The sequence below is a fragment of the Saccharothrix luteola genome (assembly GCF_020859565.1).
Lineage (GTDB): Bacteria > Actinomycetota > Actinomycetes > Mycobacteriales > Pseudonocardiaceae > Actinosynnema > Actinosynnema luteola.
Genome location: NZ_JAJHUO010000053.1, coordinates 24,532 through 50,088, shown reverse-complemented (window position 1 = coordinate 50,088; position 25,557 = coordinate 24,532). Strand labels below are relative to the sequence as shown.

Annotated in this window: 17 protein-coding genes; 7 read left to right on the top strand and 10 right to left on the bottom strand. The window is 70.1% G+C overall.

From position 1 onward, the window contains the following. A partial coding sequence (locus tag LNK82_RS45295; RefSeq protein WP_372470790.1) for a transposase occupies window positions 1-188 on the top strand: 188 nt, incomplete at its 5' end. Between the two features lie 429 nt (window positions 189-617). Here the strand turns inward: LNK82_RS45295 and LNK82_RS45290 are convergent. The 9 genes from LNK82_RS45290 to LNK82_RS45250 form a co-directional block, all read right to left on the bottom strand. Further along, window positions 618-1,739 carry a hypothetical protein gene (locus LNK82_RS45290; protein WP_230572995.1) on the bottom strand — a complete coding sequence of 374 codons (1,122 nt, stop codon included), beginning with the start codon at window positions 1,737-1,739 and terminating at the stop codon, window positions 618-620. Window positions 1,740-1,972: 233 nt separating this feature from the next. Beyond that, complete coding sequence (gene mmsB / locus LNK82_RS45285) at window positions 1,973-3,193, bottom strand: multiple monosaccharide ABC transporter permease (protein WP_230572994.1); 1,221 nt, start codon at window positions 3,191-3,193, stop codon at window positions 1,973-1,975. Next, window positions 3,190-4,716, bottom strand: coding sequence for a multiple monosaccharide ABC transporter ATP-binding protein (gene mmsA / locus LNK82_RS45280; protein WP_230572993.1), 1,527 nt, complete (start codon window positions 4,714-4,716; stop codon window positions 3,190-3,192). The genes mmsB and mmsA overlap by 4 nt, the downstream gene beginning before the upstream one ends. Before the next feature lie 11 nt (window positions 4,717-4,727). Further along, entirely contained in the window at window positions 4,728-5,837 is a 1,110-nt protein-coding gene (gene chvE, locus LNK82_RS45275; protein ID WP_230572992.1) for a multiple monosaccharide ABC transporter substrate-binding protein, read from the bottom strand. A gap of 75 nt (window positions 5,838-5,912) precedes the next feature. Further along, a complete protein-coding gene (araA, locus tag LNK82_RS45270; RefSeq protein WP_230572991.1) occupies window positions 5,913-7,421 on the bottom strand; it encodes an L-arabinose isomerase in 1,509 nt (502 codons plus the stop codon). Window positions 7,422-7,441: 20 nt separating this feature from the next. After that, window positions 7,442-8,095 carry an L-ribulose-5-phosphate 4-epimerase gene (locus LNK82_RS45265; protein ID WP_230572990.1) on the bottom strand — a complete coding sequence of 218 codons (654 nt, stop codon included), beginning with the start codon at window positions 8,093-8,095 and terminating at the stop codon, window positions 7,442-7,444. Between the two features lie 3 nt (window positions 8,096-8,098). Beyond that, window positions 8,099-9,754, bottom strand: coding sequence for a ribulokinase (gene araB, locus LNK82_RS45260; protein ID WP_230572989.1), 1,656 nt, complete (start codon window positions 9,752-9,754; stop codon window positions 8,099-8,101). A gap of 436 nt (window positions 9,755-10,190) precedes the next feature. Continuing rightward, complete coding sequence (locus LNK82_RS45255; protein ID WP_123742618.1) at window positions 10,191-11,177, bottom strand: LacI family DNA-binding transcriptional regulator; 987 nt, start codon at window positions 11,175-11,177, stop codon at window positions 10,191-10,193. 355 nt (window positions 11,178-11,532) lie between these two features. Then, window positions 11,533-13,737 carry an immunoglobulin-like domain-containing protein gene (locus LNK82_RS45250; RefSeq protein WP_230572988.1) on the bottom strand — a complete coding sequence of 735 codons (2,205 nt, stop codon included), beginning with the start codon at window positions 13,735-13,737 and terminating at the stop codon, window positions 11,533-11,535. A 253-nt stretch (window positions 13,738-13,990) separates the two neighbouring features. Here LNK82_RS45250 and LNK82_RS45245 point away from each other — a divergent pair, with 253 nt between their 5' ends. The 4 genes from LNK82_RS45245 (at window position 13,991) to yjfF (ending at window position 18,621) form a co-directional block, all read left to right on the top strand. After that, window positions 13,991-14,974 (top strand): ABC transporter substrate-binding protein, encoded by a 984-nt coding sequence (locus tag LNK82_RS45245; RefSeq protein ID WP_230572987.1) that lies wholly within the window; start codon window positions 13,991-13,993, stop codon window positions 14,972-14,974. Between the two features lie 142 nt (window positions 14,975-15,116). After that, complete coding sequence (locus LNK82_RS45240) at window positions 15,117-16,628, top strand: sugar ABC transporter ATP-binding protein (protein WP_230572997.1); 1,512 nt, start codon at window positions 15,117-15,119, stop codon at window positions 16,626-16,628. After that, entirely contained in the window at window positions 16,625-17,602 is a 978-nt protein-coding gene (locus LNK82_RS45235; protein ID WP_230572986.1) for an ABC transporter permease, read from the top strand. Before LNK82_RS45240 ends, LNK82_RS45235 begins: the two co-directional genes overlap by 4 nt. A 68-nt stretch (window positions 17,603-17,670) precedes the next feature. After that, window positions 17,671-18,621, top strand: coding sequence for a galactofuranose ABC transporter, permease protein YjfF (gene yjfF / locus LNK82_RS45230; protein WP_230572996.1), 951 nt, complete (start codon window positions 17,671-17,673; stop codon window positions 18,619-18,621). 69 nt (window positions 18,622-18,690) lie between these two features. Here yjfF and LNK82_RS45225 read toward each other — a convergent pair whose 3' ends face one another. After that, window positions 18,691-21,105 carry an NB-ARC domain-containing protein gene (locus tag LNK82_RS45225; protein WP_230572985.1) on the bottom strand — a complete coding sequence of 805 codons (2,415 nt, stop codon included), beginning with the start codon at window positions 21,103-21,105 and terminating at the stop codon, window positions 18,691-18,693. A gap of 154 nt (window positions 21,106-21,259) precedes the next feature. Between LNK82_RS45225 and LNK82_RS45220 the strand changes: the two genes are divergently transcribed. Together LNK82_RS45220 and LNK82_RS45215 are read left to right on the top strand one after the other, a co-directional pair. After that, a complete protein-coding gene (locus tag LNK82_RS45220) occupies window positions 21,260-21,433 on the top strand; it encodes a hypothetical protein (RefSeq protein WP_230572984.1) in 174 nt (57 codons plus the stop codon). Between the two features lie 207 nt (window positions 21,434-21,640). Beyond that, the gene (locus tag LNK82_RS45215; protein ID WP_230572983.1) at window positions 21,641-25,471 is read left to right on the top strand and encodes a galactose-binding domain-containing protein; all 3,831 of its coding nucleotides are present in this window, start codon (window positions 21,641-21,643) and stop codon (window positions 25,469-25,471) included. The last annotated feature ends 86 nt before the right edge of the window (window positions 25,472-25,557 follow it).

The window sequence follows — 25,557 nt, the reverse complement described above, 5'->3', positions numbered from 1 at the left end:
AACGCGGCAGCAACGAGAACACCAACGGCCTACTCCGCCAGTACTTCCCCAAAGGCAGCGACCTGTCCGTCCACACACCCGAACACCTCGCCGCCGTCGCCGCCCAACTCAACCGCCGCCCACGCAAGACACTCGACTGGGACACCCCAGCCGAGCGCCTCACTAAACTCCTCACCGACAGCAGTTGACCACCGTGATGCGACGACCGCTGGAATCCACCTGTCAAATCGAGCCGGGCTTGACCACCGAGCGTTCAACTCGGCCATCCCGAACGTAGGACTCACCCGTCCTGAACGTAGGACTCTCACGCTCCGAACGTAGGACTCTCGCGTTCTGAGCGTTCGACACGCGGGACCTGAAGGTTCGACACGCGGGACCTGAAGGTTCGACACGCGGGACCTGAGCGTTCGACACGCGCGAGGTCAGGGGGGATGGCCGGTGCGGCGCCCGGGCGCGCCCACTCGCTGAAGTCGAACGGCTGGACGTCCAAGCCGATCAACACCGGGTCGGCCTCGTAGCTCGCCCTGATCCCGTCCACCACCCACACCACCACCAGGGTCACCACACGGCACGGCCCGGGTCGCCGCACCGCACGACCCGGGCCGCCCACCCCAGCACTAGCAGATGCTCTGCCTGCTGTTGACCAGCGTGTTGTTGCGGAACGTGGTGTTCGTCCCGCACGGGTTCTCGGTGATCGCCGAGTTGGTGACGGTCAGGTTCTGGATGAGGATGTCGCGCGTCACCGGGAACTCGCTGCGCGCCGCCAACCGGATCTCGCCCCCGCCGCTGACGGTGCCGCTCTGGGCGGCGATGTTCACGTTGTAGCAGTTCTCGAGCAGGATCGCGTTGTTGCCGGTGTTGGCGATGTCGATCCGGTCGATCTGGAGACCGCCGCTCTCCGAGACGCAGAAGATGCCACGACCGCCGCCGCGCGCCTTCACCGTGCCGACCCGGATGTTGATCGGGTAGCTGCTGCCGACCCGGCCGTTGCGGTTGGCGGTGCGGAACGCGGCGTAGCCGGTGCCGGTACCCGCGTTCTCGGCGTCGACCGTGCCCACCGTGGCGTTGATCGTCTGGTTGAGCAGCAGGCCCGACTCGCCGACGCTGCGCGCCACGACCGTGCCGATGGTCAGGCCGTCCACGCCGTAGGTCTCCACGGCGTGCGACCTGGCGCCCTGCACGTAGACGTAGTCGATGCGGACGTTGCGGGTCCACTGGCTGGTGTCGCCGCGGTTGTCGATGCGCACGCCCAACCCGCCGGACAGGCGCATGTTGACGTTGCCGATCACCACGTTGGTGACGTTGCGCATGAAGATGCCGTACAGCGGGGTGCCGGTGAGGGTGAGGTTCTGGACCTCGATGTCGCGGACGCCGCGCGCGTAAACCGGCGCGTAGTCGCCCGAGCCGCTGCCGGTGACGTTGATGGTGCCGCACAGGTCGATCGTGGTGTAGCTGCGCATCGAGTACCGCTCGCCCGCGGGGATGGAGCCGGACGCCCGGACGACGATCCGCTCCTTGGACGTGCGGTTCGCGGTCAGGCTGTCGTTGGCCGCCTGCATCGCGGCGCGCAGGCTGCTTCCGGTGTAGACCGTGCTGCTGCCCCGGCGGGCGGTGAAGCTGCTGCCGGACCCGGTCACCTCGGCGTGGTAGGTGCCGTCCCCGCAGGCGGCCTGTGCCTCCGGCGCGGTGACCTGGAGGAGCGCCGCTGTCAACGCTGACACGGCGAGTAGTGCTTTCATGTGGTGATCTCCTAGGGCTTGGTAAGCGCTTTCCTGAGTGGCGGCGGAGATCGTGCTGGACATTCGGTCGGAGGGGGTGGCCGGCGGCGGCCCGCCGAGGGACGTGACGGGCCGCCGTCCGAGTCGGAACTGGGAGCGTTCCCAGGCCTTTCCGGTAGTGAATCCGAAGTGACCGACCTACGTCAAGGGCCTGCCGCACCACTGTGAGGCAGGCCCTTGATCGGTACAGCGGGTCAGGCGCGGCCGCGGCGCTTGGTCCACACGTCGTAGGCGACGGCGGCCAGCAGGACCAGGCCCTTGACCAGCATCACCCGTTCGCTGGGCGCGCCGATCAACGACATGCCGTTGTTGATCACACCCATGATCAGACCGCCGGTGATCGCGCCGACCACCCGGCCGACGCCGCCCTGCACCGCCGCGCCGCCGATGAACGCCGCCGCGATCGCGTCCAGCTCGAACGCGTTGCCCGCGGTCGGACCGGCCTGGTTGAGGCGCCCGGCGAAGATCACGCCCGCCAGCGCGGACAGCAGGCCCATGTTCACGAACACCCAGAACGTGACCTGCTTGACCTTCACGCCCGACAGCGTCGCGGCCTGGAGGTTGCCGCCGATGGCGTAGATGTGCCGGCCGAACACCGACTTGTTCGCCATCACCGAGTAGCCCAGCGCCAGCACCGCGAGCAGCACGAGCACCCACGGCAGGTTGCGGAACCGGGCCAGCTGCACGACCACGGCCAGCACCACGGCCGCCGCCAGCGCGATCTTCGCCACGAAGATCGGGAACGGGTCGACGACCTGCCCGTAGCTCAGCCGCGCCTTGCGGTTGCGCCACTGGTTGAACGCGAACCCGGCCACCACCACGACACCGACCAGCAGGCTGACCACGTCCGCGCCGCCGAGCGGGCCGAGGCCGACGTTGCCGAGGTAGCCCTCGGTGAACCCGTTGGCCAGCGTGCGGATCTGGTCCGGGAACGGCCCGATGCCCTGGTTGCCCAGCACCGTCAACGTCAGCGCGCGGAACACGAGCATGCCCGCCAGCGTCACGATGAACGCCGGGATGCCGAAGAACGCCACCCAGTAGCCCTGCGCCGCGCCGATCACCGCGCCCGCGAGCAGCGTGATGATCACCGCCAGCGGCCACGGCAGGCCCATCTGGACGGTCAGCACCGCGCAGATCGCGCCGGTCAGCGCGACCACGGACCCGACGGACAGGTCGATGTGCCCGCCGATGATCACCAGGATCATGCCGATGGCCAGGATCAGCACGTACGAGTTCTGGACGATGATGTTGGAGATGTTCTGCGGCGTCAGCAGGGCGCCATCCGTCAGCACCGTGAAGAGCACCACGATCAGGGCGAACGCGATGTAGATGCCGGACTGCCGCAGGTTGAACGTGAACCTGCGCTGCGGCCCGGCCGGGGTCTTCAGCGCCTTGGCCGCGGTTTCGGTGGTCATGAGGTCTGTCCCTGGGTCATGTGGTGCATCAAGCGTTCCTGGGTTGCTTCCGCGCGGTCGAGCTCACCGGTGATGCGGCCCTCGGACAGGGTGTAGACCCGGTCGCACAGGCCGAGCAGCTCCGGCAGCTCGGAGGAGATGACCAGCACCGCGCGGCCCTGGTCGGCCAGGTCGTTGATGATCGAGTAGATCTCGTACTTCGCGCCGACGTCGATGCCGCGGGTCGGCTCGTCGAGGATGAGCACGTCCGGGTCGGTGAACATCCACTTCGCCAGCACGACCTTCTGCTGGTTGCCGCCCGACAGCGACGCGGTCGGGGTGGCGACGCTGGGCGTCTTGATGTTCATCGAGTCCCGGTACTTCTCGGCGACCGAGTGCTCCTCGTTCTCGTTCACCCAGCCGCGGGGCGCCAGCTTGGCCAACCCGGCCGCGGACACGTTGAGCTTGACGTCCTGGATCAGGTTGAGCCCGTAGCGCTTGCGGTCCTCGCTGACGTAGGCCAGGCCGTGGTCGATGGCCTTGCGGACGGTGCGCGTGTCGATCTCGCGGCCGTCCTTGATCACCCGTCCGGAGACGCCGACGCCGTAGGACCGCCCGAACACGCTCATCGCGAGCTCCGTGCGGCCCGCGCCCATGAGGCCGGCGAGACCGACGATCTCACCGCGCCGCAACGACAGCGTGGCGTTGTCGACCACGACCCGGTCGGGCTGGGACGGGCTGTGCACGGTCCAGCCCTCGATCCGCAGCACCTCGTCGCCGATGTGGGGCGTGCGCGGCGGGAACCGGTGCTCCAGGTCGCGGCCGACCATGCCGGAGATGATCCGGTCCTCGGTCACGTCCTTGGCGGGCAGCGTCTCGATGGTGCGGCCGTCGCGCAGGATGGTGATGCTGTCGGCGATCCTGGTCACCTCGTTGAGCTTGTGCGAGATGATCACCGAGGTGATGCCCTCGTCGCGCAGCCCGTCGAGCAGGTCGAGCAGGTGCGCGGAGTCGTCGTCGTTCAACGCCGCGGTCGGCTCGTCCAGGATCAGCAGCTTCACGTCCTTGGCCAGGGCCTTGGCGATCTCCACCAGCTGCTGCTTGCCGACGCCGAGGTCGTGCACCGGCGTCGTCGGGTTCTCCCGCAGGCCCACGCGGGCGAGCAGGGCGCCCGCCGCGTGGTTGGTGCGGTTCCAGTCGATGAACCCGCGCTTGGCCCGCTCGTTGCCGAGGAACAGGTTCTCCGCGACGGACAGCTGGCCGCACAGCGCCAGCTCCTGGTGGATGATCACGATGCCGCGCCGCTCGCTGTCGCGGACGCCGCCGAACGAGCAGGGCTCGCCCTCGAAGACGATCTCGCCCTCGTACGAGCCGTGCGGGTGCACGCCCGAGAGGACCTTCATCAGCGTGGACTTGCCCGCGCCGTTCTCACCGCAGATCGCGTGGATCTCACCGCGCCGCACGGCGAGCGTGACGTCGTGCAGCGCGGTGACCCCGGCGAACCGCTTGGTGATGCCGCGCATCACCAGGATTTCGTCGGACATGGTGTGCAAACCTACTTCAGCTGATCCGCGGTGTAGTAGCCGCTGTCGACGAGCACCTTCTGGTAGTTGCCCTTGTCCACGATCACCGACTCGAGCAGGTACGACGGCACGACCTTCTTGCCGTTGTCGTAGTCCTTCTCGTTGTTGACCTCGGGCTTGTTGCCCTTGAGCACGGCGTCGGCCATCTTCACGGTGGTCGCCGCGAGCTCGCGGGTGTCCTTGTAGATCGTCGAGAACTGCTCGCCCGCGATGATCGACTTCACCGACGCGACCTCGGCGTCCTGGCCGGTGACGATCGGGTACGGGTTGCCGCCGGTGCCGTAGCCGCTGCTCTTGAGCGCGGACAGGATGCCGATGGACAGGCCGTCGTACGGCGACAGCACGCCGTGCACCTGGGCGCCGCCGTAGGAGGAGGTCAGCAAGTCTTCCATGCGCTTCTGGGCCGTGGCCGGGTCCCAACGCAGGATGGCGACCGTCTTGAAGTCGGTCTGGCCGCTCTTGACCACCAGCGTGCCCTTGTCGATGTGCGGCTGGAGCACCGACATCGCGCCGTTGAAGAAGAACGTGGCGTTGTTGTCGTCGGGCGAGCCGGCGAACAGCTCCACGTTGAGCGGGCCGGTCGCGGTGCCGGGCGTGCCGTCGGCGTTGAGGACCTTCAGCCCGGTCAGCAGCGACGTCGCCTGCTGCACCCCGACCTTGAAGTTGTCGAAGGTGGCGTAGTAGTCGACGCTGTCGGTGTTGCGCAGCAGCCGGTCGTAGGCGATGACCGGGATGTTGGCGTCCTGCGCCTGCTGCAGCTGCGACGTGATCGCGGTGCCGTCGATCGAGGCCACGATGAGCAGCTTCGCGCCCTTGGTGATCTGGTTCTCGATCTGGTTGGCCTGCGTCGGGATGTCGTTCTCGGCGTACTGGAGGTCGACCTTGTAGCCCTTCTCCTCCAACGCCTTCTTGATGTTGTCGCCGTCGTGGATCCAGCGCTCCGACGAGCGGGTCGGCATGGTCACGCCGACGAGCGCGCCTTCCGTCGAGCCGGTCTGCTGGTCGACGGACTTCTCCGCCGACCCGCAGGCGGCGAGCATCAGGCCGGCCGCGGTGATGGCGGCGATCCGCGGAAACCTCATTGTTTCTCTCTCTCCCTAGATGTGGTGCTTGGTCCGCGACCGGCCGGCTTGCGGGCCGGCCGGTCGCGGGACCGGCTAGCGCAGACCTTGCGCGAGTCGGAAGTACGCCTGGTTCCAGCGCAGGCGGTCACCGAACGACGCGGTCGTCGTGTCCTGGTCGATGACCACCAGTTCGGTGTTCACCATCGTCGCGAAGTCCCGCAGCGTATCCGCACCCACGGCCTGGGTCATCACGGTGTGGTGCGGGCCTCCCGCGGTCAGCCACGACTCGGCCGACGTGGACAGCGACGGCGCGGGCTTCCACACCGCGCGCGCGACCGGCAGGTTCGGCAGCGGCTCGTCGGGCGGCACGACCTCGACCTCGTTGGCCACCAACCGGAACCGCTCGCCGAGGTCGGCCAGGCCGACGACGACCGCGGGGCCCGCCGCCGCGTCGAACACCAGCCGGACCGGGTCCTCCCGGCCGCCGATGCCGAGCGGGTGCACCTCGCACGACGGCTGGTCGGCCGCGATGGTCGGGCAGACCTCCAGCATGTGCGCGCCGAGGATCTTCGGCTCGCCCGGTCCGAAGTGGTAGGTGTAGTCCTCCATGAACGAGGTGCCGCGGCCGGTGCCCGCGCCCATCGCCTTGACCGCGGCCAGCAGGGCGGAGGTCTTCCAGTCGCCCTCGCCGCCGAAGCCGTAGCCGTCGGCCATCAGCCGCTGCACGGCCAGGCCCGGCAGCTGCCGCAGCCCGCCGAGGTCCTCGAAGTTCGTGGTGAACGCGCCGAAGCCGCCCTCGGTGAGGAACCGGCGCAACCCGGCCTCGATGCGCGCACCGTAGCGCAGCGAGTCGTGCCGATCGGCGCCCTTGTGCAGCTCGGGGGCGAGCCGGTAGGTGTCGGCGTACTCGGCGACCAGCAGGTCGATCTCGTCGTCGTCGACCGCGTCCACCAGCTCGACCAGGTCGTTCACGCCATAGGTGTTCACCGAGACGCCGAAGCGCAGCTCGGCCTCCACCTTGTCGCCCTCGGTCACCGCGACGCCCCGCATGTTGTCGCCGAACCGGGCCAACTTCATCCCGTTCAGGTGACTGTAGCCGGTGGCGGCGCGCACCCAGCCGTCGATCCGGTCGGCCAGCCGCGGGTCGCTCGCGTGGCCCGCCACGGTCTTGCGCGGCACACCGATCCTGGTCTGGATGAACCCGAACTCGCGGTCGCCGTGCGCGGCCTGGTTGAGGTTCATGAAGTCCATGTCGATGGTCGACCACGGCAGCGCCTCGTTGAGCTGCGTGTGCAGGTGCAGCAGCGGCTTGCGCAGCGCGTCCAGCCCGGTGATCCACATCTTCGCGGGCGAGAACGTGTGCATCCACGCGATCACGCCGATGCACGACGGGTCGGCGTTCGCCGCGAGCATGACGTCGCGGATGGCGGCGGTGTCGGTCAGCACGGGCTGCCACACCACCTCCGCGGCGATGCGGCCCGACTCGGTGAGCATCCGCTGGATCTGCTGCGACTGCTGGGCGACCTGCTCGAGCGTTTCCGGGCCGTAGAGGTGCTGGCTCCCGGTCAGGAACCAGACCTGCGGCTTCCCAGCAGGCGACATGCGGGGCTCCCCTCGTGGGCTCATTGCCCGTAGACGTTCTGGTAACGGGCGTACAGGCTGTCGATGTGGTGCTGCTCGATCGGCTTCGGGGTGCCGAGCTGGTGTGCGAAGTGGACGGTGCGGGCCACGTCCTCCACCATCACCGCGGCCTTCACCGCCGCACGCGCGTCCTTGCCGATCGTGAACGGGCCGTGGTTGCGCATCAGCACGGCCGGCGACCGGCTGCCGCGCAGGGTCTCCACGATGCCCTGGCCGATCGAGTCGTCGCCGATCAGCGCGAACGGGCCCACCGGGACGTCGCCGCCGAACTCGTCGGCGATCATCGTGAGCACGCACGGGATGGGCTCGCCGCGCGCCGCCCACGCCGTGGCGTACGGGGAGTGCGTGTGCACCACTCCCCCGACCTCGGGCATGTGCCGGTACACGTAGGCGTGCGCGGCGGTGTCCGACGACGGCGAGTAGTCGCCCTCGACCAGGTTGCCGTGCAGGTCGGTGACGACCATGGCCTCGGGGGTCAGCTCGTCGTAGGACACGCCGGACGGCTTGATGACCATCAGGTCCTGGCCGGGCACGCGGGCCGAGATGTTGCCCGCGGTCCAGATCACCAGCTCGTAGCGGGTCAGCTCGCGGTGCAGGTCGGCGACCGTGCGACGGAGGTCTTGGATGGCGGACACCGACTACTCCCCCTTGACGGCGCGGCGACGCGCCTTGAGCCGGTGCATGACCTCGTTCGCGCCGCGGCCGAAGTAGTCGTGCAGCTCCTGGTACTCCACGAACATCCGCTCGTACGCCTCGACGTTGTCGGGGATCGGCAGGTACGCGCCGCGCTTGATCGAGCCCATCGCCTTGGCCGCGGCGTGGATGTCCTCGTAGGCCTTCGCCGCGACGGCCGCGTGCATCGCCGAGCCCAGCGCCGGGCCCTGCTCGGAGCCGATGACCGACAGCGGCAGGTTCGTCACGTCGGCGTAGATCTGCATCAGCAGCGGGTTGCGCAGCAGGCCGCCCGCGATCACCAGCTCGGTGACCGGGATGCCCGCGTCGGTGTAGGAGTCCACGATGACGCGCGTGCCGTAGGCCGTGGCCTCCAGCAGCGCCCGGTAGGTGTCCTCGGCGCGGGTGGCCAGCGTCTGCCCGACGATGACCCCCGAGAGCTCGTGGTCGACCAGGACCGAGCGGTTGCCGCTGTGCCAGTCCAGCGCGATCAGGCCGTGCTCGCCGATGCGCTGCTGCGCGGCCAGCTCGGTCAGCAGCTCGTGCACCGAGATGCCGCGCGCCCGCGCCTGCTCGTGGTACTCCGCCGGCACGCCGTGCTCGACGAACCAGGCGAAGATGTCGCCGACGCCGCTCTGCCCGGACTCGTAGCCCCACAGGCCGGGCACGATCCCGCCGTCCACCACGCCGCACATGCCCGGCACGTCGGCCAGCACGTCGGCGTTCATCACGTGGCACGTGGAGGTGCCCATGATCGCGACCATCTGGCCGGGTTCGACGGCCCGCGCGGCGGGCGCGGTCACGTGCGCGTCGACGTTGCCGACCGCCACCGCGATGCCGGGCTTGAGGCCGGTCCACTCGGCGGCCTGCTCGGTGAGCCCGCCCGCCCGGTCGCCGAGCTGGCCGAGCGGGTGCTCGAGCTTGTCGGAGACGAACGTCGCGAAGTCGGGGTTGAGCGCGGACAGGAAGTCCGCGGACGGGTAGCCGTCCTGGTAGATGCCCTTGTAGCCGGCCGTGCACGCGTTGCGCACGTAGGTGCCGGCGAGCTGCCAGACGATCCAGTCGGCGGCCTCGACCCAGTGGTCCATCGCCGCGTAGACCTCGGGGGCCTCTTCGAGCAGCTGGAGGCCCTTGGCGAACTCCCACTCCGAGGAGATCAGCCCGCCGTAGCGGGGCAGCCAGCCCTCGCCGCGCTGCGCGGCCAGGTGGTTGATCCGGTCGGCCTGCGGCTGCGCCGCGTGGTGCTTCCACAACTTCACGTACGCGTGCGGGTTGCCCGCGAACTCGGGCAGCTCGTTGAGCGGCGTGCCGTCGGCCTTGACCGGGACCATCGTGCACGCGGTGAAGTCCGTGCCGATGCCGATCACGTCGGCCGGGTCGACCCCGGCGTCGGCGATGGCCGCGGGCACCGCGTGCTTGAGCACGTCCACGTAGTCCTGCGGCACCTGCAACGCCCAGTCCGGGGGCAACGGGCGCCCGTCGGGCAGGGCCCGGTCCAGCACGCCGTGCCGGTAGTCGTGCACCGCGGTGCCGAGTTCGAGGCCGTCGCGCACCCGCACGACCACCGCGCGGCCGGACAACGTGCCGAAGTCGACACCCACCACCAATGGATCGCTCGCCATGATGGGCAGTGTTATCGCTAACATTCACGGCGTCAAGACCTGCCCGCAACGTGGTCTTAAAGAGTTAGTGAGCGTGCACAAAACCCGGTGTTCAGCGGGCTGCGTGGCTGAGCGCGGTCACACCGTCAGCCTAGGCGTGTTCGGGCCGCGTGCGGGACCGCAGATGCGCGGAGTCCGGACGAAAAAGTTGCGGGCCCGGTCCCGGCGACGCCGCCGGCGGGTGGCGTGACGGTATACCGCCACCCGGGACGGCGTGAGGGCGGCACGACGCCGCCCTCATCGGTTCACCCCGGGCGGCGGCACGACACCGCCCACGTCCGTTCCAGCGCGGTGGCCGCGCGACACCGTGCCCGTCCACCCCCACCGCGGAGGCCGCACCAGGCCGCCCCCGTCCGTTCCACCTCGGCGGCGGCACGTCGCCGTGCCGCCGCCGGGGTCACTGCACGGGAGGCGCGACGCTGTCCCGCTTCACCAGCGCCGGTGGGACGTTGCGCTGCGGCGCGCCCACCTCGCCGTCGGCCACCTGCGCCAGCAGCAGCTCCAGCGTCTCCTTGGCGACGGCGTGGAAGTCAGGCCTGATGGTCGTCAGCGGCGGGATGAAGTAGGCCGCCTCCGGCACGTCGTCGAACCCCACGATGCTCACGTCGTGCGGCACCCGCCGGCCCCGCTCGCTCATCGCGCGCAGGATGCCGAGCGCCAGGTGGTCGTTCGCCGCGAAGATCGCGGTGACCTCAGGCATCCGGGCCAGCATCTGGCCCGCCCGGTAGCCCGAGGCCGCGCTCCAGTCCGCCGGCACGACCGGCGGCACCTCCAGGCCCGCCGTCTCCAGCGCCGACCGCCAACCCCTTATGCGGCCGAGGCTGTCGAACCAGTCCGACGGCCCGGAGACGTGCCACACCGTGCGGTGGCCCGCCTCCAGCAGGTGGGTGGTCGCGGCGAAGGCTCCCGCCGCCTGGTCGACCGTCACCAGCGGCGTCGAGCGCTCCGGGTCACCGTCCACCGTGACCAACGGGATGCCGGCGGACACGTCCCCGACCGCGTCGTTGGCCGACGCGGTCGGCGCGATGACCACTATTCCGGCGACCCGCTGGTCGCGGTGGCGTTCCACGGCGTCGGAGATGGAGTTGCGGTCCAGGACGTTGACCCGCCCCACGCTCACCGCGAACCCCGCCTCGGCCGCCGCCGCCTCGAACGCGGCGAGCAGCGACGCGGGACCGTAGAGCGTCGAGTTCTGCGCCACCACCCCGATCAGCTGCGACCGGCCGGTGACCAGCGCCCTGGCCGCCTTGTTGGGCCGGTAGCCCAGCTCCGCGATGGCCGCGCGCACCCGCAGCCGGGTCTGCTCCCGGACGTTGGGGTGCCCGTTCAGCACCCTCGACACCGTCTGGTGCGAGACCCCGGCGAGCCGGGCGACGTCCGTCATCGCGGGATCGCGCGAGGTCCTGTGCTCCACTAGCGCCCCATCTCCCCTGTCGACATTGCAGCCTTCGTACTCGATGTTAGCGATAACACGCCTGGTCCACCGTGAAGGTGCTCACGGTCCATTGTCCACCAGAGACCCTTCCGACCAGCGCAGGGACACGTCGGCTCACCCGGAAGGCCGCACGTCCCCGGGCCCCTCCGTCGCCACCCGGCTTGGACACGACCACCCGGCCGACACCGTGCGTCAGGTGGCGTCCCGGTCCGCCGTCCCGGTCCGTGCCGGGACGTGCGGACCGCGCCGGCCGCTGCGGCCATCACAACGCGGGACATGCGCGCTCCAGTGCTCCTCGTCGTGGTCAGGGGAACGCGGCCCGGACCCGGTCGAGCTCGGCCTTGGTCACCGGCAGCACGGTGCCGTGCCGGGGACGGCTGGGCAGTTGGTAGTCCGCGGCGAGGGTCCACTTGCCGGACGCGAGGTCGGTCGTCTCGAACGGCACGTAGCCCCGGCCGCCGAACTCGTCGATGAACAGGTACCAGCGGTCCTCGGTGTTGGACTTGAAGACCGTCGGCCCCTCGCCCTGGTTGATCGAGCCCTTGCCGATGCAGTCGGCGACGAAGTCGTACGACGTGTCGCGCAGCTGCGCGGACTTCTCGGCGAGGATGAACTTGCTGCACGGCGTGGTGGACGTGTTGTTCCGCTCGTCCTTGGTGAACCGGTAGTACTCGCCGCCGTGCTTGATCACGGTCGAGTCGATGACCGAGTAGCCCGGGTCGACCCAGACCTGCGGCTCGCTGAACGTGCGGAAGTCGCGCGTGGTCGCGTACAGCATCTTGTTGTAGGTGTTGCCGGTGTGCTCCGGGTCGTCCTCGGCGTAGAGCTTCGAGGCCCAGAACACCACGTACGCGCCGATCGACTCGTCGTAGTACGCCTCGGGGGCCCACGTGTTGCCCGCCGTCTCCGGCGACACCTGCACGTGGCGCTGCTGCCCCCAGTTGACCAGGTCGGTCGACTCCCACACCTCGACGTGGCGGCTGCCCTTGCGCTGCACCAGGTCCCAGTTGCCGTTGCCGTGGATCTTCAGGTCGGTGGCGATGAGGTAGAACTTGTCGCCCTCCGGCGACCGGATGATGAACGGGTCGCGCACGCCCTTGTCGCCCAACGAGGACGTCAGCACGGGCTTGCCCTGGTTCAGCTCGTCCCACTTGAGCGCGTCGTTGCCGCGGCTGGCGGCGAGGTAGACCTGCTCGCCGGTGGCCGAGCCCTCGCCGGTGAAGTAGCCGAACAGGTAGCCCTCGTAGTCCTGCTTCGCGGGCAGGGGCGTCACGGTGACCTTGAACTTCTTGCGGGTGGTCTCCTCGCCCGCGCGGATCTCCGCGGTGAGCTGCACCTTCACCGGCTTCTCGCCGAACGCGGGCCGGGTGACCTCGCCGGTGGGCGTGATGATCCCGGGCTTGTTGCTCTTCCACGTGATCGCGGTGCCGTGCAGGCCCGTGGTCGGCAGGGTGATGTTGCCGCGGATGTCGTCGGAGTCCCACACGACGAGCGCGGCGTCGGCCTCGGCGACCTTCTCGTCGTCGGTCAGCTGCGGGCGCACGGTGACCTGGAAGTCGCGGGTCTGCCCGAACGCGGTCGCGGTGAGCGTCACGGTCGCTGGGGCGGCGCCGGGCGCCGGACGGGTCACCACACCGGTGGTGGACACGACCGCGGGGTCGCTTGACCGCCAGGTGATCGCGGAGCCGTACGGGCCGGTGGTCGGCAGGGTGAGGTTCGCGGTGACGGCGGAGGTGTCGCCGAGGTCGATCGCGGCCAGGTCGCGGCGGCCCTTCTCGTCGTCGGCGATGAAGCCGAGGTCGTGCGCCTCGGCCGCGGTGAGGGCGCGGTCGTAGAGGCGGAAGTCGCGGACCGCGCCCTTCAGGCGGCGGTCGCCGCTGTAGACGGAGCGGCCGATGTAGTTCGCGGTGGTCGTGCCGCCGCCGATCATCGCCGGGGTGATCGTGACGCCGGTCTTGCGCGCGACCTCGACGCCGTCCTCGTAAAGCACGGCGGTGCCGCCGCCGAGCGTGTAGGTAAGCGTTTTCCAAACACCCCTGGCGAGATTGCGGCCCGCCGTCACGGTCTGCTCCGTCGACCAGTTCCCGGTCGCGATGGACGACCGGTAGGCGTTGCCGGTGGTGAACAGGTAGCCGTTACCCGCCGTGCCCGAGGAATTACCGAGGCCGTAGACGAAGTACGGCGTCGCCTGGTCCGGCGCGATGCGCACCTGGAGCGACACGCTGACTTCCGTCAAACCGCGCAGCACGTTGTCGGGCAGCTTCACGTGGCCGTCGACGCCACCCAACTGAAGGCCTTCAGGACCGCCGGGGGTGGCGTCGCCGATAACGGTTGCGTTGCGACCTCCGCCCGAGGTGTCGGCCACGACGGCGCCGTCGGTTTCGGTGAGGGGGTAGTGGAGCACGAGTCCGTCGGCGGCGGATGCCGGCGGGGCGCTCAGAGCCGCCGCGACCAGCGCCGTGACGACAGTCGCGACGAGGGTGCGTGGACGATGACGAAGGGTGACCATTTGGGGCGTCGCTCTCGTCTTGCGCGCGGCACGAGGCCGCGGATGAACAGGGCATCCGGGTGTCGCGGTGTGATGGGTCACAAAAGTGAGCGCTAACATACGACCGGCCTAACAAACGTGTCAAGGATGCAAAGTTGACGTTTCCGGGGGGTTGACGGGCCGATTGTGAGCGTTCACTCTTGTGCCCCAGGTGACCACCGTCACGCGGTTCGCCGATCCCGTCAGTGTCTCGGGTTCACACGGAGGAAGACCAGTGTTGAAGAAGATCACGACCGCCGCCGCCGCGGTCCTGTTGGCCGCGTTGACCGCGTGCGGATCCGGTGGGTCCGGGGACGCGGGGTCGACGGGCGCCCCCAAGGGCAATGACGATGGCAAGATCACGATGGGCTTCGCCCAGGTCGGCGCCGAGAGCGGCTGGCGCACCGCCAACACCAAGTCGATCCAGGAAGAGGCCGCGGCCGCCGGGATCGAGCTGAAGTTCTCCGACGCGCAGCAGAAGCAGGAGAACCAGATCAAGGCGATCCGGTCCTACATCCAGCAGAAGGTGGACGTCATCGCCTTCAGCCCGGTGGTGGAGACCGGTTGGGACGCCGTGCTGCTGGAGGCCAAGCGCGCGAACATCCCGGTCATCCTGACCGACCGCGCGGTCGACTCCGACGACACGTCGCTCTACAAGACGTTCCTCGGCTCCGACTTCGTGGAAGAGGGCAAGAAGGCCGGCGAGTGGCTGAAGGCCAACGCGGCGGGCGCGAAGAACGTCGTGGAGCTGCAGGGCACGACGGGCGCGGCGCCGGCGATCGACCGCAAGAAGGGCTTCGAGGACGCCATCGCGGGCACGGACCTGAAGGTCGTCGCCACGCAGACCGGTGACTTCACGCGGTCGGGCGGCAAGCAGGTCATGGAGGCGTTCCTGAAGTCGGTGCCGCAGATCGACGTGGTCTACGCGCACAACGACGACATGGGCCTGGGCGCGATCGAGGCCATCAAGGCCGCGGGCAAGGTGCCCGGCAAGGACATCAAGATCATCACCGTGGACGCGGTGAAGGACGGCATGACCGCGCTGGCCGCCGGTGAGATCAACTTCATCGTCGAGTGCAACCCGCTGCTCGGCAAGCAGCTGATGGAGCTGGCGAAGAAGGTCGTCGCGGGCGAGGAGGTGCCGCCGCGGGTCGTGACCGAGGAGGGCACGTTCACCGTCGAGCAGGCGAAGACCGAGCTCCCCAACCGCAAGTACTGATCCAGACCGCGGGCCCCGCCACCCTCCGGGTGTGGTGGCGGGGCCCGCTCCCGTCGTTTCTCGTGTGAGGGTCTTGTCGTGAGGTTCTTGTTGTGAGGGTCCGCGTGAGGGGAGTTGTCCGGTGACCGAGCCGGTCGTCGACATGCGGGGCATCTCGGTGGAGTTCCCCGGAGTGAAAGCCCTGCAAGAGGTGGATTTCCGGCTGTTCCCCGGCGAGGTCCACGCGTTGATGGGTGAGAACGGAGCGGGCAAGTCCACGCTCATCAAGGCGCTGACCGGGGTGCACTCGCTCGCGGCGGGCGAGGTCCGCTACGCGGGCGAGCCCGTGTCGTTCCACGCTCCCGCGCAGGCGCAGGCCGCCGGGATCAGCACGGTGTACCAAGAGGTCAACCTGTGCGGGAACCTCACCGTGGCGGAGAACATCCTGCTCGGGCGCGAGCCGCGCAAGTTCGGCCGCATCGACGGCAAGGCGATGCGCGCCCGCGCCGCGGAGCTGTTGGCGCGCATCGGGCTGCACATCGACCCGGGCTCGGTGCTGGAGAGCCACCCGATCGCCGTGCAGCAGCTCGTCGCCATCGCGCGGGCCGTGGCGGTGGACGCGCGGGTGCTCGTGCTGGACGAGCCGACCTCCAGCCTGGACGCGGACGAGGTCGCGGAGCTGTTCCGGATCATCCGGGTGCTGCGCGACGAGGGTGTCGCGGTGCTGTTCGTGACGCACTTCCTGGAGCAGGTCTACGAGATCTCCGACCGGATGACGGTGCTGCGCAACGGCCGTTTGGTCGGCGAGCACATGACCGCCTCGCTGAGCCGCATCGACCTGGTGTCGGCGATGCTGGGCCGCGAGATGGGCGTGCTGGAGGAGATCGAGCGCCGTTCGGGCACGCCGGGCCAGTCGTTCCTGGTGGCCGAGGGCGTCGGGCGCAAGGGTTCCGTCGCGCCGTTCGACCTGGAGGTCAGGTCGGGCGAGGTGGTCGGGCTGGCCGGGCTGCTCGGCTCGGGCCGCACCGAGGTGGCGCGGCTGCTGTTCGGCGCGGACAAGGCCGACTCGGGCCGGATCCTGGTCAACGGCAAGCCGCTGAAGCTGACCGGGCCCAGGGCGGCGATCGAGGTCGGCATCGCGTTCTCGTCGGAGGACCGCAAGGCCGAGGGCATCGTGGCCGACCTGAGCGTGCGGGACAACCTGATCCTGGCGATGCAGGCCGCGCGCGGCTGGGCCCGGCCCGTGCCGCGCAAGCTGGCCGACGAGCTGGTCGCGAAGTACATCGAGCTGCTGGACATCCGGCCCGCCGACCCGGACCGCGCGGTCGGCAACCTGTCCGGCGGCAACCAGCAGAAGGTGCTGCTGGCCCGGTGGCTGGTGACCGAGCCGAAGCTGTTGATCCTGGACGAGCCGACGCGCGGCATCGACGTCGGCGCGAAGGCGCAGATCCAGAAGGTCGTCGCGGACCTGGCCGCGGAGGGCATGGCCGTGCTGTTCATCTCCGCCGAGTTGGAGGAGGTGGTGCGCGTGTCCGACCGGGTGGTGGTGATGCGCGACCGGCACAAGGTGGCCGAGTTGGACGGCGACGCGGGCGTGGACGACGTGATGGCGCTCATCGCGGGCGGCGGCGACCACGGTGTGGACACGGATGCGCGGAAGGCGGTGGTGTCGTGAAGAACCGACTGCTGTGGCCGGTGCTGGCGCTGGTCGCGCTGCTGGTGCTGAACGTGGTGGTGACGCCGTCGTTCTTCTCGCTGCGGCTGCAGGACGGGCACCTGTACGGCAGCCTGATCGACATCCTGCGCAACGGCGCGCCGACGCTGCTGATCGCGTTGGGCATGACGCTGGTGATCGCGACCCGCGGCATCGACCTGTCGGTCGGTGCGGTGGCGGCGATCGCGGGCGCGGTGACGTGCACGTACATCGCCTCGGGCGGTGACGCGTGGACCGGCATGGGCCTCGCGCTGGTGCTGTGCGGCGTGCTGGGGCTGTGGAACGGGTTCCTGGTGTCGGTGCTGGGCATCCAGCCGATCATCGCCACGCTGGTGCTGATGACGGCCGGGCGCGGTATCGCGATGCTGATCACCGAGGGCCAGATCGTCACGGTGGACTCGCCGACCTTCCGCGAGGTGGGCGCGGGGTTCGTGGTGCTGCCGATCGCGATCCTGATCAGCCTGGCGGTGCTGGGCCTGGTCGCGCTGGTGACCCGGCGCACGGCGCTGGGGCTGCTGATCGAGTCGGTCGGGGTGAACCCGTCGGCGTCGCGGCTGGCCGGCGTGCGCGCGCGCACGATCATCTGGACGGTGTACGTGTTCGCGGCGCTGTGCGCGGCCGTGGCCGGGTTGATGATCAGCTCGAACGTGAGCGCGGCGGACGCCAACAACGCCGGTCTGTGGATCGAGATGGACGCGATCCTGGCCGTCGTCATCGGCGGCACGTCGCTGGCCGGCGGTCGGTACTCGTTGACCGGCACGCTGCTCGGCGCGTTGATCATCCAGACGTTGACCACGACGGTCTACACCATCGGCATCGCGCCGGAGATCACGCTGGTCTTCAAGGCGGTCGTGGTGATCGCGGTGTGCCTGGTGCAGGCGCCGGTCCGGATTCGGGTTCGTGGGGTTCGTGGGAAGCAAGGGGTGCCCGCGTGAAGCAGCAGACAGTGGTCGTGGAGCCGGAGGTCGCCGCGGCGGGCGCGCCGGGGCGGTCCCGTGGGCGCGTGAACGTGCCGAAGCGGTTCCTGCCGGTGATCGCGACGTTCGTGGTGTTCGTGGCGACGTTCGGCGTCGGCTCGGTGCGGTACGAGGGGTTCGCGTCCGGGCAGGTGATGGCGAACCTGTTCATCGACAACGCGTTCCTGATCGTGCTCGCGGTCGGGATGACGTTCGTGATCCTGACCGGCGGCATCGACCTGTCGGTCGGGTCGGTGGTGGCGTTGTCCACGATGATCGCGGCGGCGGCGTTGCAGGCCGGGTGGCCGGTGTGGCTGGTGGTGCTCACGGTGCTCGCGGCCGGTTCCGGGCTGGGGCTGGCGATGGGCTGGGTGATCCACCGGTTCGGCGTGCAGCCGTTCATCGTGACGCTCGCGGGCATGTTCCTCGCCCGCGGGTTGTGCTTCGTGATCAGCGTGGAGTCGGTGTCGATCAAGGATCCGACGTTCCGCGAGCTGGCCACGGGGTCGATCGAGCTGCCGGGCGGGGTGACCATCACCTACGGCGTGGTGATCGCGCTGGTGGCGGTGCTCGCGGCGGTGTACGTGCTGCACCTGACGCGGTTCGGGCGCACGGTGTACGCGGTGGGCGGCAGCGAGTCGTCCGCGCGGCTGATGGGTCTGGCGACCACGCGGGTGAAGATCGGCGTGTACGTGATCAGCGGGTTCTGCTCGGCGTTGGGCGGGTTGCTGTTCAGCCTCTACATGCTGTCCGGCTACAGCCTGCACGCGGTGGGCATGGAGCTGGACGCGATCGCGGCGGTCGTGGTCGGCGGCAGCCTGCTGTCCGGCGGCGTCGGGTTCGTGATCGGGTCGGTGGTGGGCGTGCTGGTGCTGGGCACGATCCAGACGCTGATCTCGTTCGAGGGCACGCTGTCGTCGTGGTGGACGAAGATCGTGATCGGCGCCCTGCTGCTGGCGTTCATCGCCCTGCAGCGGATCATCGTGCGGCGGACCTAGGTTCCCGCTCGTGCCAACGCGAAGACCCGTCGCCCGCCAGTCCGGGCGGCGGGTCTTCGCGTTGGCGGGTCAGGTGGTCCGCCAGCTCGCGAGCAGGTCGGCGGCTTCCCTCGTCCGCGGGTGGTTGTCGCCCTGCACGGCGGACATCTCCGCGAGGACCGCGCGCAGTTCGTCGACCGCCTCGTCGGTGTGGCCCGCGCGGTGGAGGAGCTGGGCTCGTTGTTGCCTGATCCGCAGCGCGCGGGGGTGCCGGTAGCCGAAGGTCCGCTCCACCGAGTGCCGCAGGGCGGTCAGGTGGTGCAGTGCCTCCGGGTCACCCGCCATCCCCTGCCAGAACACCAGGTTCGAGCGGTAGGTGAGGGTGGTCGGGTGGGTTTCGCCCAGGGCCCGTTCGGCGTCGGCACTGGCGGTGGCGAATTCGGTGATGGCTCGGGGCAGGTCGCCGGCGACGGCACGCCAGTAGGCCAGGTTGTGGCGCGCGATGAACGTGTCGTGGTGGCCTCGGCCGGCCACGGCCTCCAGGCCGTCGACGGCTTCTTGGTAGGTGGCCACGGCGGTGTGCGCGTCCCCCGTCTCGCCGATCCAGCGGCCCAGGCCCAGCACGACGCGCAGCGTCTGCTTGTGGCGCGGGCCCAGTTCCCGGCGCAGGGTGGTGACCAGGTCGTCCGCGGCGTCGCGGGCGGCGGTGAGGTTGCCGGACAGGCCCAGGCACAGGATGCGGTCGTCTTCGGCCATGACGCGGACCGGGTGGGCGGCGGGCAGGCCGCAGGAGTCGATCAGGGAGGTCAGCTCGGCGAGGGCCTGCTCGATGAGGCCGGTCTCCAGGCGGTAGTTGGCCTGGTGGAAGCGGGCCCACAGGGTGTCCTCGTCGGTGAGCCCCAGGGTGTCCTCGGCGGTGGCGCGGATCTCGGTGAAGTGGGCGAGCGCGGTCTGCGGATCACCGAGGTCCCCGATCGCCTTGGCGACCTGGGTGCGCAGTGCGATGACGTCCCGCGGGTCGGTGGCGTGGGTGAGCAGCGCCGTGGCCACGTCGCGGGCGGCGGCGGGGCGCCCGATCTCGGCCAGGTACCGGCCCAGGCGGCGCAGCACGGGGTGCATTCCGCCGGTCCACAGGTGCTCGCCGGCGACGGTCCGGAGCACCTCGGCGTTGCGGTAGAGGGCCGCGGCGGTGTCCGGGTCGGCGGTCGACCACTCGCGTTCGATCGCGTCGGCGGCCGTGACGGCAGGCGTCGCCAGGTCGGGCAGCAGGTCGCGGGCGGCGCGTTGGACGAGGGCGTGCGCCTCGACCCGGCCGTGGTGGGTGACGAGGTTCAGCCGGTGCAGCGCCCGCAGTGCCGGGAGGTGGTCGGCGAGCAGTGACTCGGGGATGCCGTCCGAGGCCAGCACGGAGATCAGGCCGAGCGCGTCGACGGCGTCGGCGGCCAGGGTGCGGGCCCGTTCCACGGCCAGTCGGACGGTGCCCGCGACCGTGTCGTGGTGGTCGTCGGCGGGCGAGGTGGGCGGGAACAGGTCGGCCACGCGCTGGCGGCGGTCGGCCAGGAGGTCCAGGTAGGTGGGGACGTCGGTGCCGCTGTCGATGAGGAACGCGGCGGCCTGCGAGAGCGCCAACGGGAAGCGGCCCAGCGCGTCGGCGAGGGTGGCCAGGTCGGCGGGGTCGTGGCGCGGGTCGACGGAGAGGCGGGCCGACAGGTAGGCGGTGGCCTCGTCCGCGGTGAACATGCCGACGGTCACGACCCGCGCGTCCGGGCGTAAGAGGGACGCGTCGCGGCGCTGGGTGGTGATCAGCGTCCGCCCGTCGCCCGCGGGCCAGAGGCCGGCCAACTCGGCCGGGTCGTCCACGTCGTCCATCACCACGAGCCAGGACGTGGTGGTGGAGCGAAGCCAGGCGAGGAACAGGTCGGCTTGGGTCTCCTCGTCGGCGTCGGCGGCCTTGGCCAGCGCGCGCCAGGCGCGGGCGTAGCCGGTGAGCACGGACTGCCTGGTGCGGGCGCCCACCCAGACCAGCACGTCGGCGCGGGCGCGGTGGAACGCGGCGGTGGCCAGTTGGGACTTGCCGACACCACCCGGTCCCGTGAGCAGGACCTGGCGGACGTCGGGCGCCCGCAGCGCGGCGTCGATCGCGTCCGCCAGGTCCGGGCGGTCGCGCAACGCCGCCGCGTCGCTCGGCGGCCGGCCGACGACCAGCCGTCCCGACTTCGGCGTGGCGCGGCGGTCCCGGTGGGCGGCACGCCACAGGTCGCGCAGCTCGGTCGGCTTCGGCACGCCGCCGGTCGCCATGGCCACCGCCAGCACCACGTCGAAGTCCCGGGGCACGGACTGGCCGCCGACCCACTCCCCCAGCCGCCGCGCGTTCACGGCCACGCGCCGGCCGGACGGCAGCACGACCGCGCTCGCGCGCCGGGCCACCGCCTCGTCGGACACGTCGGGTAACCGTCCGCGCAACCGCGCCAGCGCCTGCGCGAACGCCGCTTTCGGGTCGCTCACCGCCACCTCCAGATGATCACGCAGTCTAGATCCCCGCAACGGCCCGGAACGGGGACCTGGGCACGGCTTCCCACCTGTGCGAACCCGTGCGGGCCGCGCGGCGCGGCCGGCCGCGTGGCTAGCTTGCGGCCGAAGCCGAGCGGAAGGAGCGGACGTGGCGCGACAGGACGGGAACGGTGCGGTGGTGTGGAGGGTGCTGCTGCTGCTCGGCGTGCTGCTGAACGGCATCGGCTTGGTGGCCGGGCTGCCGTTGCTGCCGCTGGTCGGCGCACCGATCGCGATCGCGGGGCTGATCGGCCTGCTCGCCGCCCGCCGCAAGGCGTCCTGACCACAGGACGCCGGACACGACGAAGGCCGCCCCACGCCAGGGGCGGTCTTCGTCGTGTTGGTGCGGATGGCCTACTCGGGTGCCCGACCGTTGACTTTCCCGCCGGGGCTCTGCAACGCTGCGATCCGGTTACGCAAGAAATCGACAATTATGCGGAACTTTCTAACAACACGCCGGAACAGCCCTAAGAGAAGGGCCAGCACGACCATGTCAACGACGACACGCGCCCGTTCGCGCCTTGCCTCCTCACTGCTCGCACTGAGCCTCACGGCGTTCACCCTGAGCCCCCCTGCCGCTCAGGCCGCGCCCTCGGCCGGGGTGCTCGACCTCGGCAGACCGACCCGCATCGACCAGGTCCGCCTGTCGCTGCCGGACGACGAGGCCACGTTCTCCGTCCAGACCAGCCTCGACGGCAAGGGGTTCGCCACCCTCGTGCCGTCCTCGCCGCGCCGCGGCGAGGACCAGGCGTTCGACTTCGACCCCACGCTGGTGCGCTACTTGCGCGTGGACGGCGCGCCGGTCCGCGACATCGACGTCCGCCAGGCCTCCGACGTCACCGCCAAGCTCGCCGCCACCTACAGCGCGAGCAGCCACAACGACGTCTACCAGGCGTCCAACGCCGGTGACGGCAACCAGGCCACCTACTGGGAGAGCGCGAACAACGCGTTCCCGCAGTGGCTGCGGGCCGACCTCGGCGCGGCGGTCAAGGTCGACCGGGTCGTGCTCAAGCTGCCGACGGCGGGCTGGGGCTCGCGCACCCAGACGTTGGCCGTGCAGCACAGCACCGACGGCCAGAACTTCGGCGACCTCGTCCCGTCGGCGTCGCACGCGTTCAACCCGACCTCGAACAACGCGGTGACGATCCAGTTCACCGCGACCACCACGCGGTTCGTGCGGCTGTTGATCACCGGCAACACCGCGTGGCCCGCCGGTCAGGTCTCGGAGTTCGAGCTGCACGGCCCGACCACGGGCGACACGCAGGCGCCGTCCGCGCCGACGAACCTCGCCCACACCGCGCCGCAGTCCGGCCAGATCAGGCTGACGTGGTCGGCTTCCACCGACAACACCGGCGTCACCGGCTACGACGTCTACGCCAACGGCGTGCTGCGCACGAGCCTGCCGGGCACGGTGCTGACCTACACCGACTCCCAGCCGGACGGGGTCGCGGTCACCTACCACGTGATCGCCAAGGACGCGGCGGGCAACCAGTCGCCGCCCAGCAACTCCGTCACCCGGCCCGGCTCGCCCGGCTCCGGCGCGAACCTGGCCAAGGGCAGGCCGATCACGTCCTCCTCCCACGTGTTCAACTTCGTGGCGACGAACGCCAACGACGACGACGTGACCACGTACTGGGAAGGCGCGACCTACCCGAACACGCTGACCACGCAGCTCGGCTCGAACTCCGACCTCAGCTCGGTCGTGCTGAAGCTCAACCCGGCGTCGGCGTGGGGCGCCCGCACGCAGAACATCCAGGTGCTTGGCCGCGAGCAGAGCGCCTCGGGCTTCACGAACCTGGTGCCCGCGCGCGACTACGCGTTCAACCCGGCCTCGGGCAACACGGTCACCATCCCGCTGTCCGCACGGGTCGCGGACGTGCAGCTGCGCATCACGTCCAACACCGGCGCGCCCGGTGGCCAGGTCGCCGAGTTCCAGGTGTTCGGCGTGGCCGCGCCCAACCCGGACCTGACCGTGAGCGCGACGTCGTTCACCCCGACGAGCCCGGTCGAGACGAACCCGATCACCCTGTCCGCGACCGTGCGGAACGCGGGCACGGCGGCGTCCGGCGCGACCGACGTGACGTTCTTCCTCGGCGACGACGCCGTCGGCACGGCCCAGGTCGGCGCCCTCGCGGCGGGTGCGTCGGCGACGGTCACCGCGAACATCGGCCCGCGCGGCTCCGGCTCCTACTCCTACACCGCGAAGGTCGACGAGACGAAGAAGGTCGTCGAGCAGAACGAGGCCAACAACGCCCGCCTCCACCCGAGCGCCCTGGTCGTCACGCCGGTGCCCAGCTCGGATCTGGTAGGCGCGCTGAGCTGGTCGCCGAACAACCCGGCCAACGGCCAGAGCACCACGTTCACCGTCGTGCTGCGCAACGAGGGCTCGATCGCCACCGCGAGCGGCGCGCACGGCGTCACGCTCACGCTCCTCAACGCCACCACGGGCGCGACCGTGCGCACGTTCACCGGCAGCCACACCGGCGCGATCCAGCCGGGCCAGTCGGCCGGGCCGATCACGCTGGGCTCCTGGGCCGCCGTCAACGGCAAGTACGCGCTGCGCACCGAAGTCGCGGTGGACGCCAACGAGATCGCCGCGCGGCAGGCGAACAACCTGACCACGCAGTCGCTGTTCGTCGGCCGCGGCGCGAACGTGCCGTGGCAGCACGTCGAGGCGGAGGACGCCGTCACCGCGGGCGGCGCGCAGAAGATCGGCCCGAACCGCACCATCGGCGACCTCGCCGGCGAGGCGTCCGGCCGGCGCGCGGTGACGCTCACCAGCACCGGCTCGTCGGTCGAGTTCACCACCGGCGGGTCGACCAACACCCTCGTCACCCGCTTCTCCATCCCGGACGCCGCGGGCGGCGGTGGCATCGGAGCTTCGCTGAACGTGTACGTCAACGGGTCGTTCCACAAGGCGATCAACCTGCACTCGCGGCACATCTGGCTCTACGGCAACGAGGCGTCACCGGGCAACTCGCCGGGCGCGGGCGGGCCGCGGCACATCTACGACGAGGCGAACGTGATGCTCGACGGCACGTTCCCGGCGGGCACGAAGATCAAGCTGCAGAAGGACGCGGCGAACACCACCAACTACGCCATCGACTTCGTGAACTTCGAGCACGCGGTGGCGCGGGCCAACCCCGACCCGGCCCGGTACGTCACGCCGACCGGGTTCGGCCACCAGGACGTGCAGAACGCGCTGGACCGGTTCCGCATGGACACCAGCGGCACGCTGCTCGGCGTGTACCTGCCGGCCGGCACGTACACCACGGCGCAGAAGTTCCAGGTGTACGGCAAGCCGGTGCGGGTGATCGGCGCGGGGCCGTGGTTCACCAGGTTCGTCGTGCCGACCACGCAGGAGAACACCGACGCGGGCTTCCGGGCCGAGCAGTCGGTGAACGGCTCGACGTTCAGCGGGTTCGCGTTCTTCGGCAACTACACCTCCCGCATCGACGGGCCGGGCAAGGTGTTCGACTTCTCGAACGTCGCCAACATCACCATCGAGGACATCTGGGCCGAGCACATGGTCTGCCTCTACTGGGGCGCGAACACCGACTTCATGACCATCAAGGACTCCCGGATCCGCAACATGTTCGCCGACGGCGTCAACATGACCAACGGCAGCACGGACAACCGGGTGGCCAACATCGAGGCGCGCTCGACCGGTGACGACAGCTTCGCGCTGTTCTCCGCGATCGACGCCGGCGGCGCGGACGAGAAGAACAACGTGTACGAGAACCTGTCGTCGTTGACGACCTGGCGCGCGGCCGGGTTGGCGGTGTACGGCGGCTTCCTGAACACGTTCCGCAACATCTACGTCGCCGACACGTTGACCTACTCGGGTGTCACGATCAGCTCGCTGGACTTCGGCTACCCGATGAACGGCTTCGGCCCGGAGCCGACGACGTTCAGCGGGATCACGCTGGTGCGCACCGGCGGGCACTTCTGGAACGGGCAGACGTTCCCGGGGATCTGGATGTTCTCGGCGTCGAAGCCGTTCCGGGGCATCCGGGTCGACGACGTCGACATCATCGACCCGACGTACTCCGGGATCATGTTCCAGACCAAGTACAACGGGACGACGCCGGAGAACCCGATCCAGGACACCGTCCTGACGAACATCTCGATCTCCGGGGCCCGGTTGAGCGGCGACCAGTTCGAGCACAAGTCCGGCATCGGTCTCTGGGCCAACGAGATGCCGGAGGCAGGCCAGGGGCCCGCGGTCGGCTCGGTGACGTTCAACGACCTGCGGTTCAGCAACAACAACGAGAACATCCGCAACCGGACCTCGACGTTCACCATCAGGGTCAACCCGTAGTCCGCTCCAGCCGAGGCGCCGCCCCCGCCCCCCGGGGGGGCCCCCCCCCCGCGGGGGGCCGGCGCCGGCGGCCCGCGGCGGGCCCG

What these genes read in the sequence shown, in the direction of transcription:
- LNK82_RS45215 (WP_230572983.1), top strand. Translation starts at nt 21,641, where the DNA reads ATGTCAACGACGACACGCGCCCGTTCGCGCCTTGCCTCCTCACTGCTC.
- LNK82_RS45240 (WP_230572997.1), top strand. Translation starts at nt 15,117, where the DNA reads ATGCGGGGCATCTCGGTGGAGTTCCCCGGAGTGAAAGCCCTGCAAGAG.
- LNK82_RS45255 (WP_123742618.1), bottom strand. Translation starts at nt 11,177, where the DNA reads ATGACGGACGTCGCCCGGCTCGCCGGGGTCTCGCACCAGACGGTGTCG.
- mmsB (WP_230572994.1), bottom strand. Translation starts at nt 3,193, where the DNA reads ATGACCACCGAAACCGCGGCCAAGGCGCTGAAGACCCCGGCCGGGCCG.
- araB (WP_230572989.1), bottom strand. Translation starts at nt 9,754, where the DNA reads ATGGCGAGCGATCCATTGGTGGTGGGTGTCGACTTCGGCACGTTGTCC.
- chvE (WP_230572992.1), bottom strand. Translation starts at nt 5,837, where the DNA reads ATGAGGTTTCCGCGGATCGCCGCCATCACCGCGGCCGGCCTGATGCTC.
- araA (WP_230572991.1), bottom strand. Translation starts at nt 7,421, where the DNA reads ATGTCGCCTGCTGGGAAGCCGCAGGTCTGGTTCCTGACCGGGAGCCAG.
- LNK82_RS45290 (WP_230572995.1), bottom strand. Translation starts at nt 1,739, where the DNA reads ATGAAAGCACTACTCGCCGTGTCAGCGTTGACAGCGGCGCTCCTCCAG.
- mmsA (WP_230572993.1), bottom strand. Translation starts at nt 4,716, where the DNA reads ATGTCCGACGAAATCCTGGTGATGCGCGGCATCACCAAGCGGTTCGCC.
- LNK82_RS45250 (WP_230572988.1), bottom strand. Translation starts at nt 13,737, where the DNA reads ATGGTCACCCTTCGTCATCGTCCACGCACCCTCGTCGCGACTGTCGTC.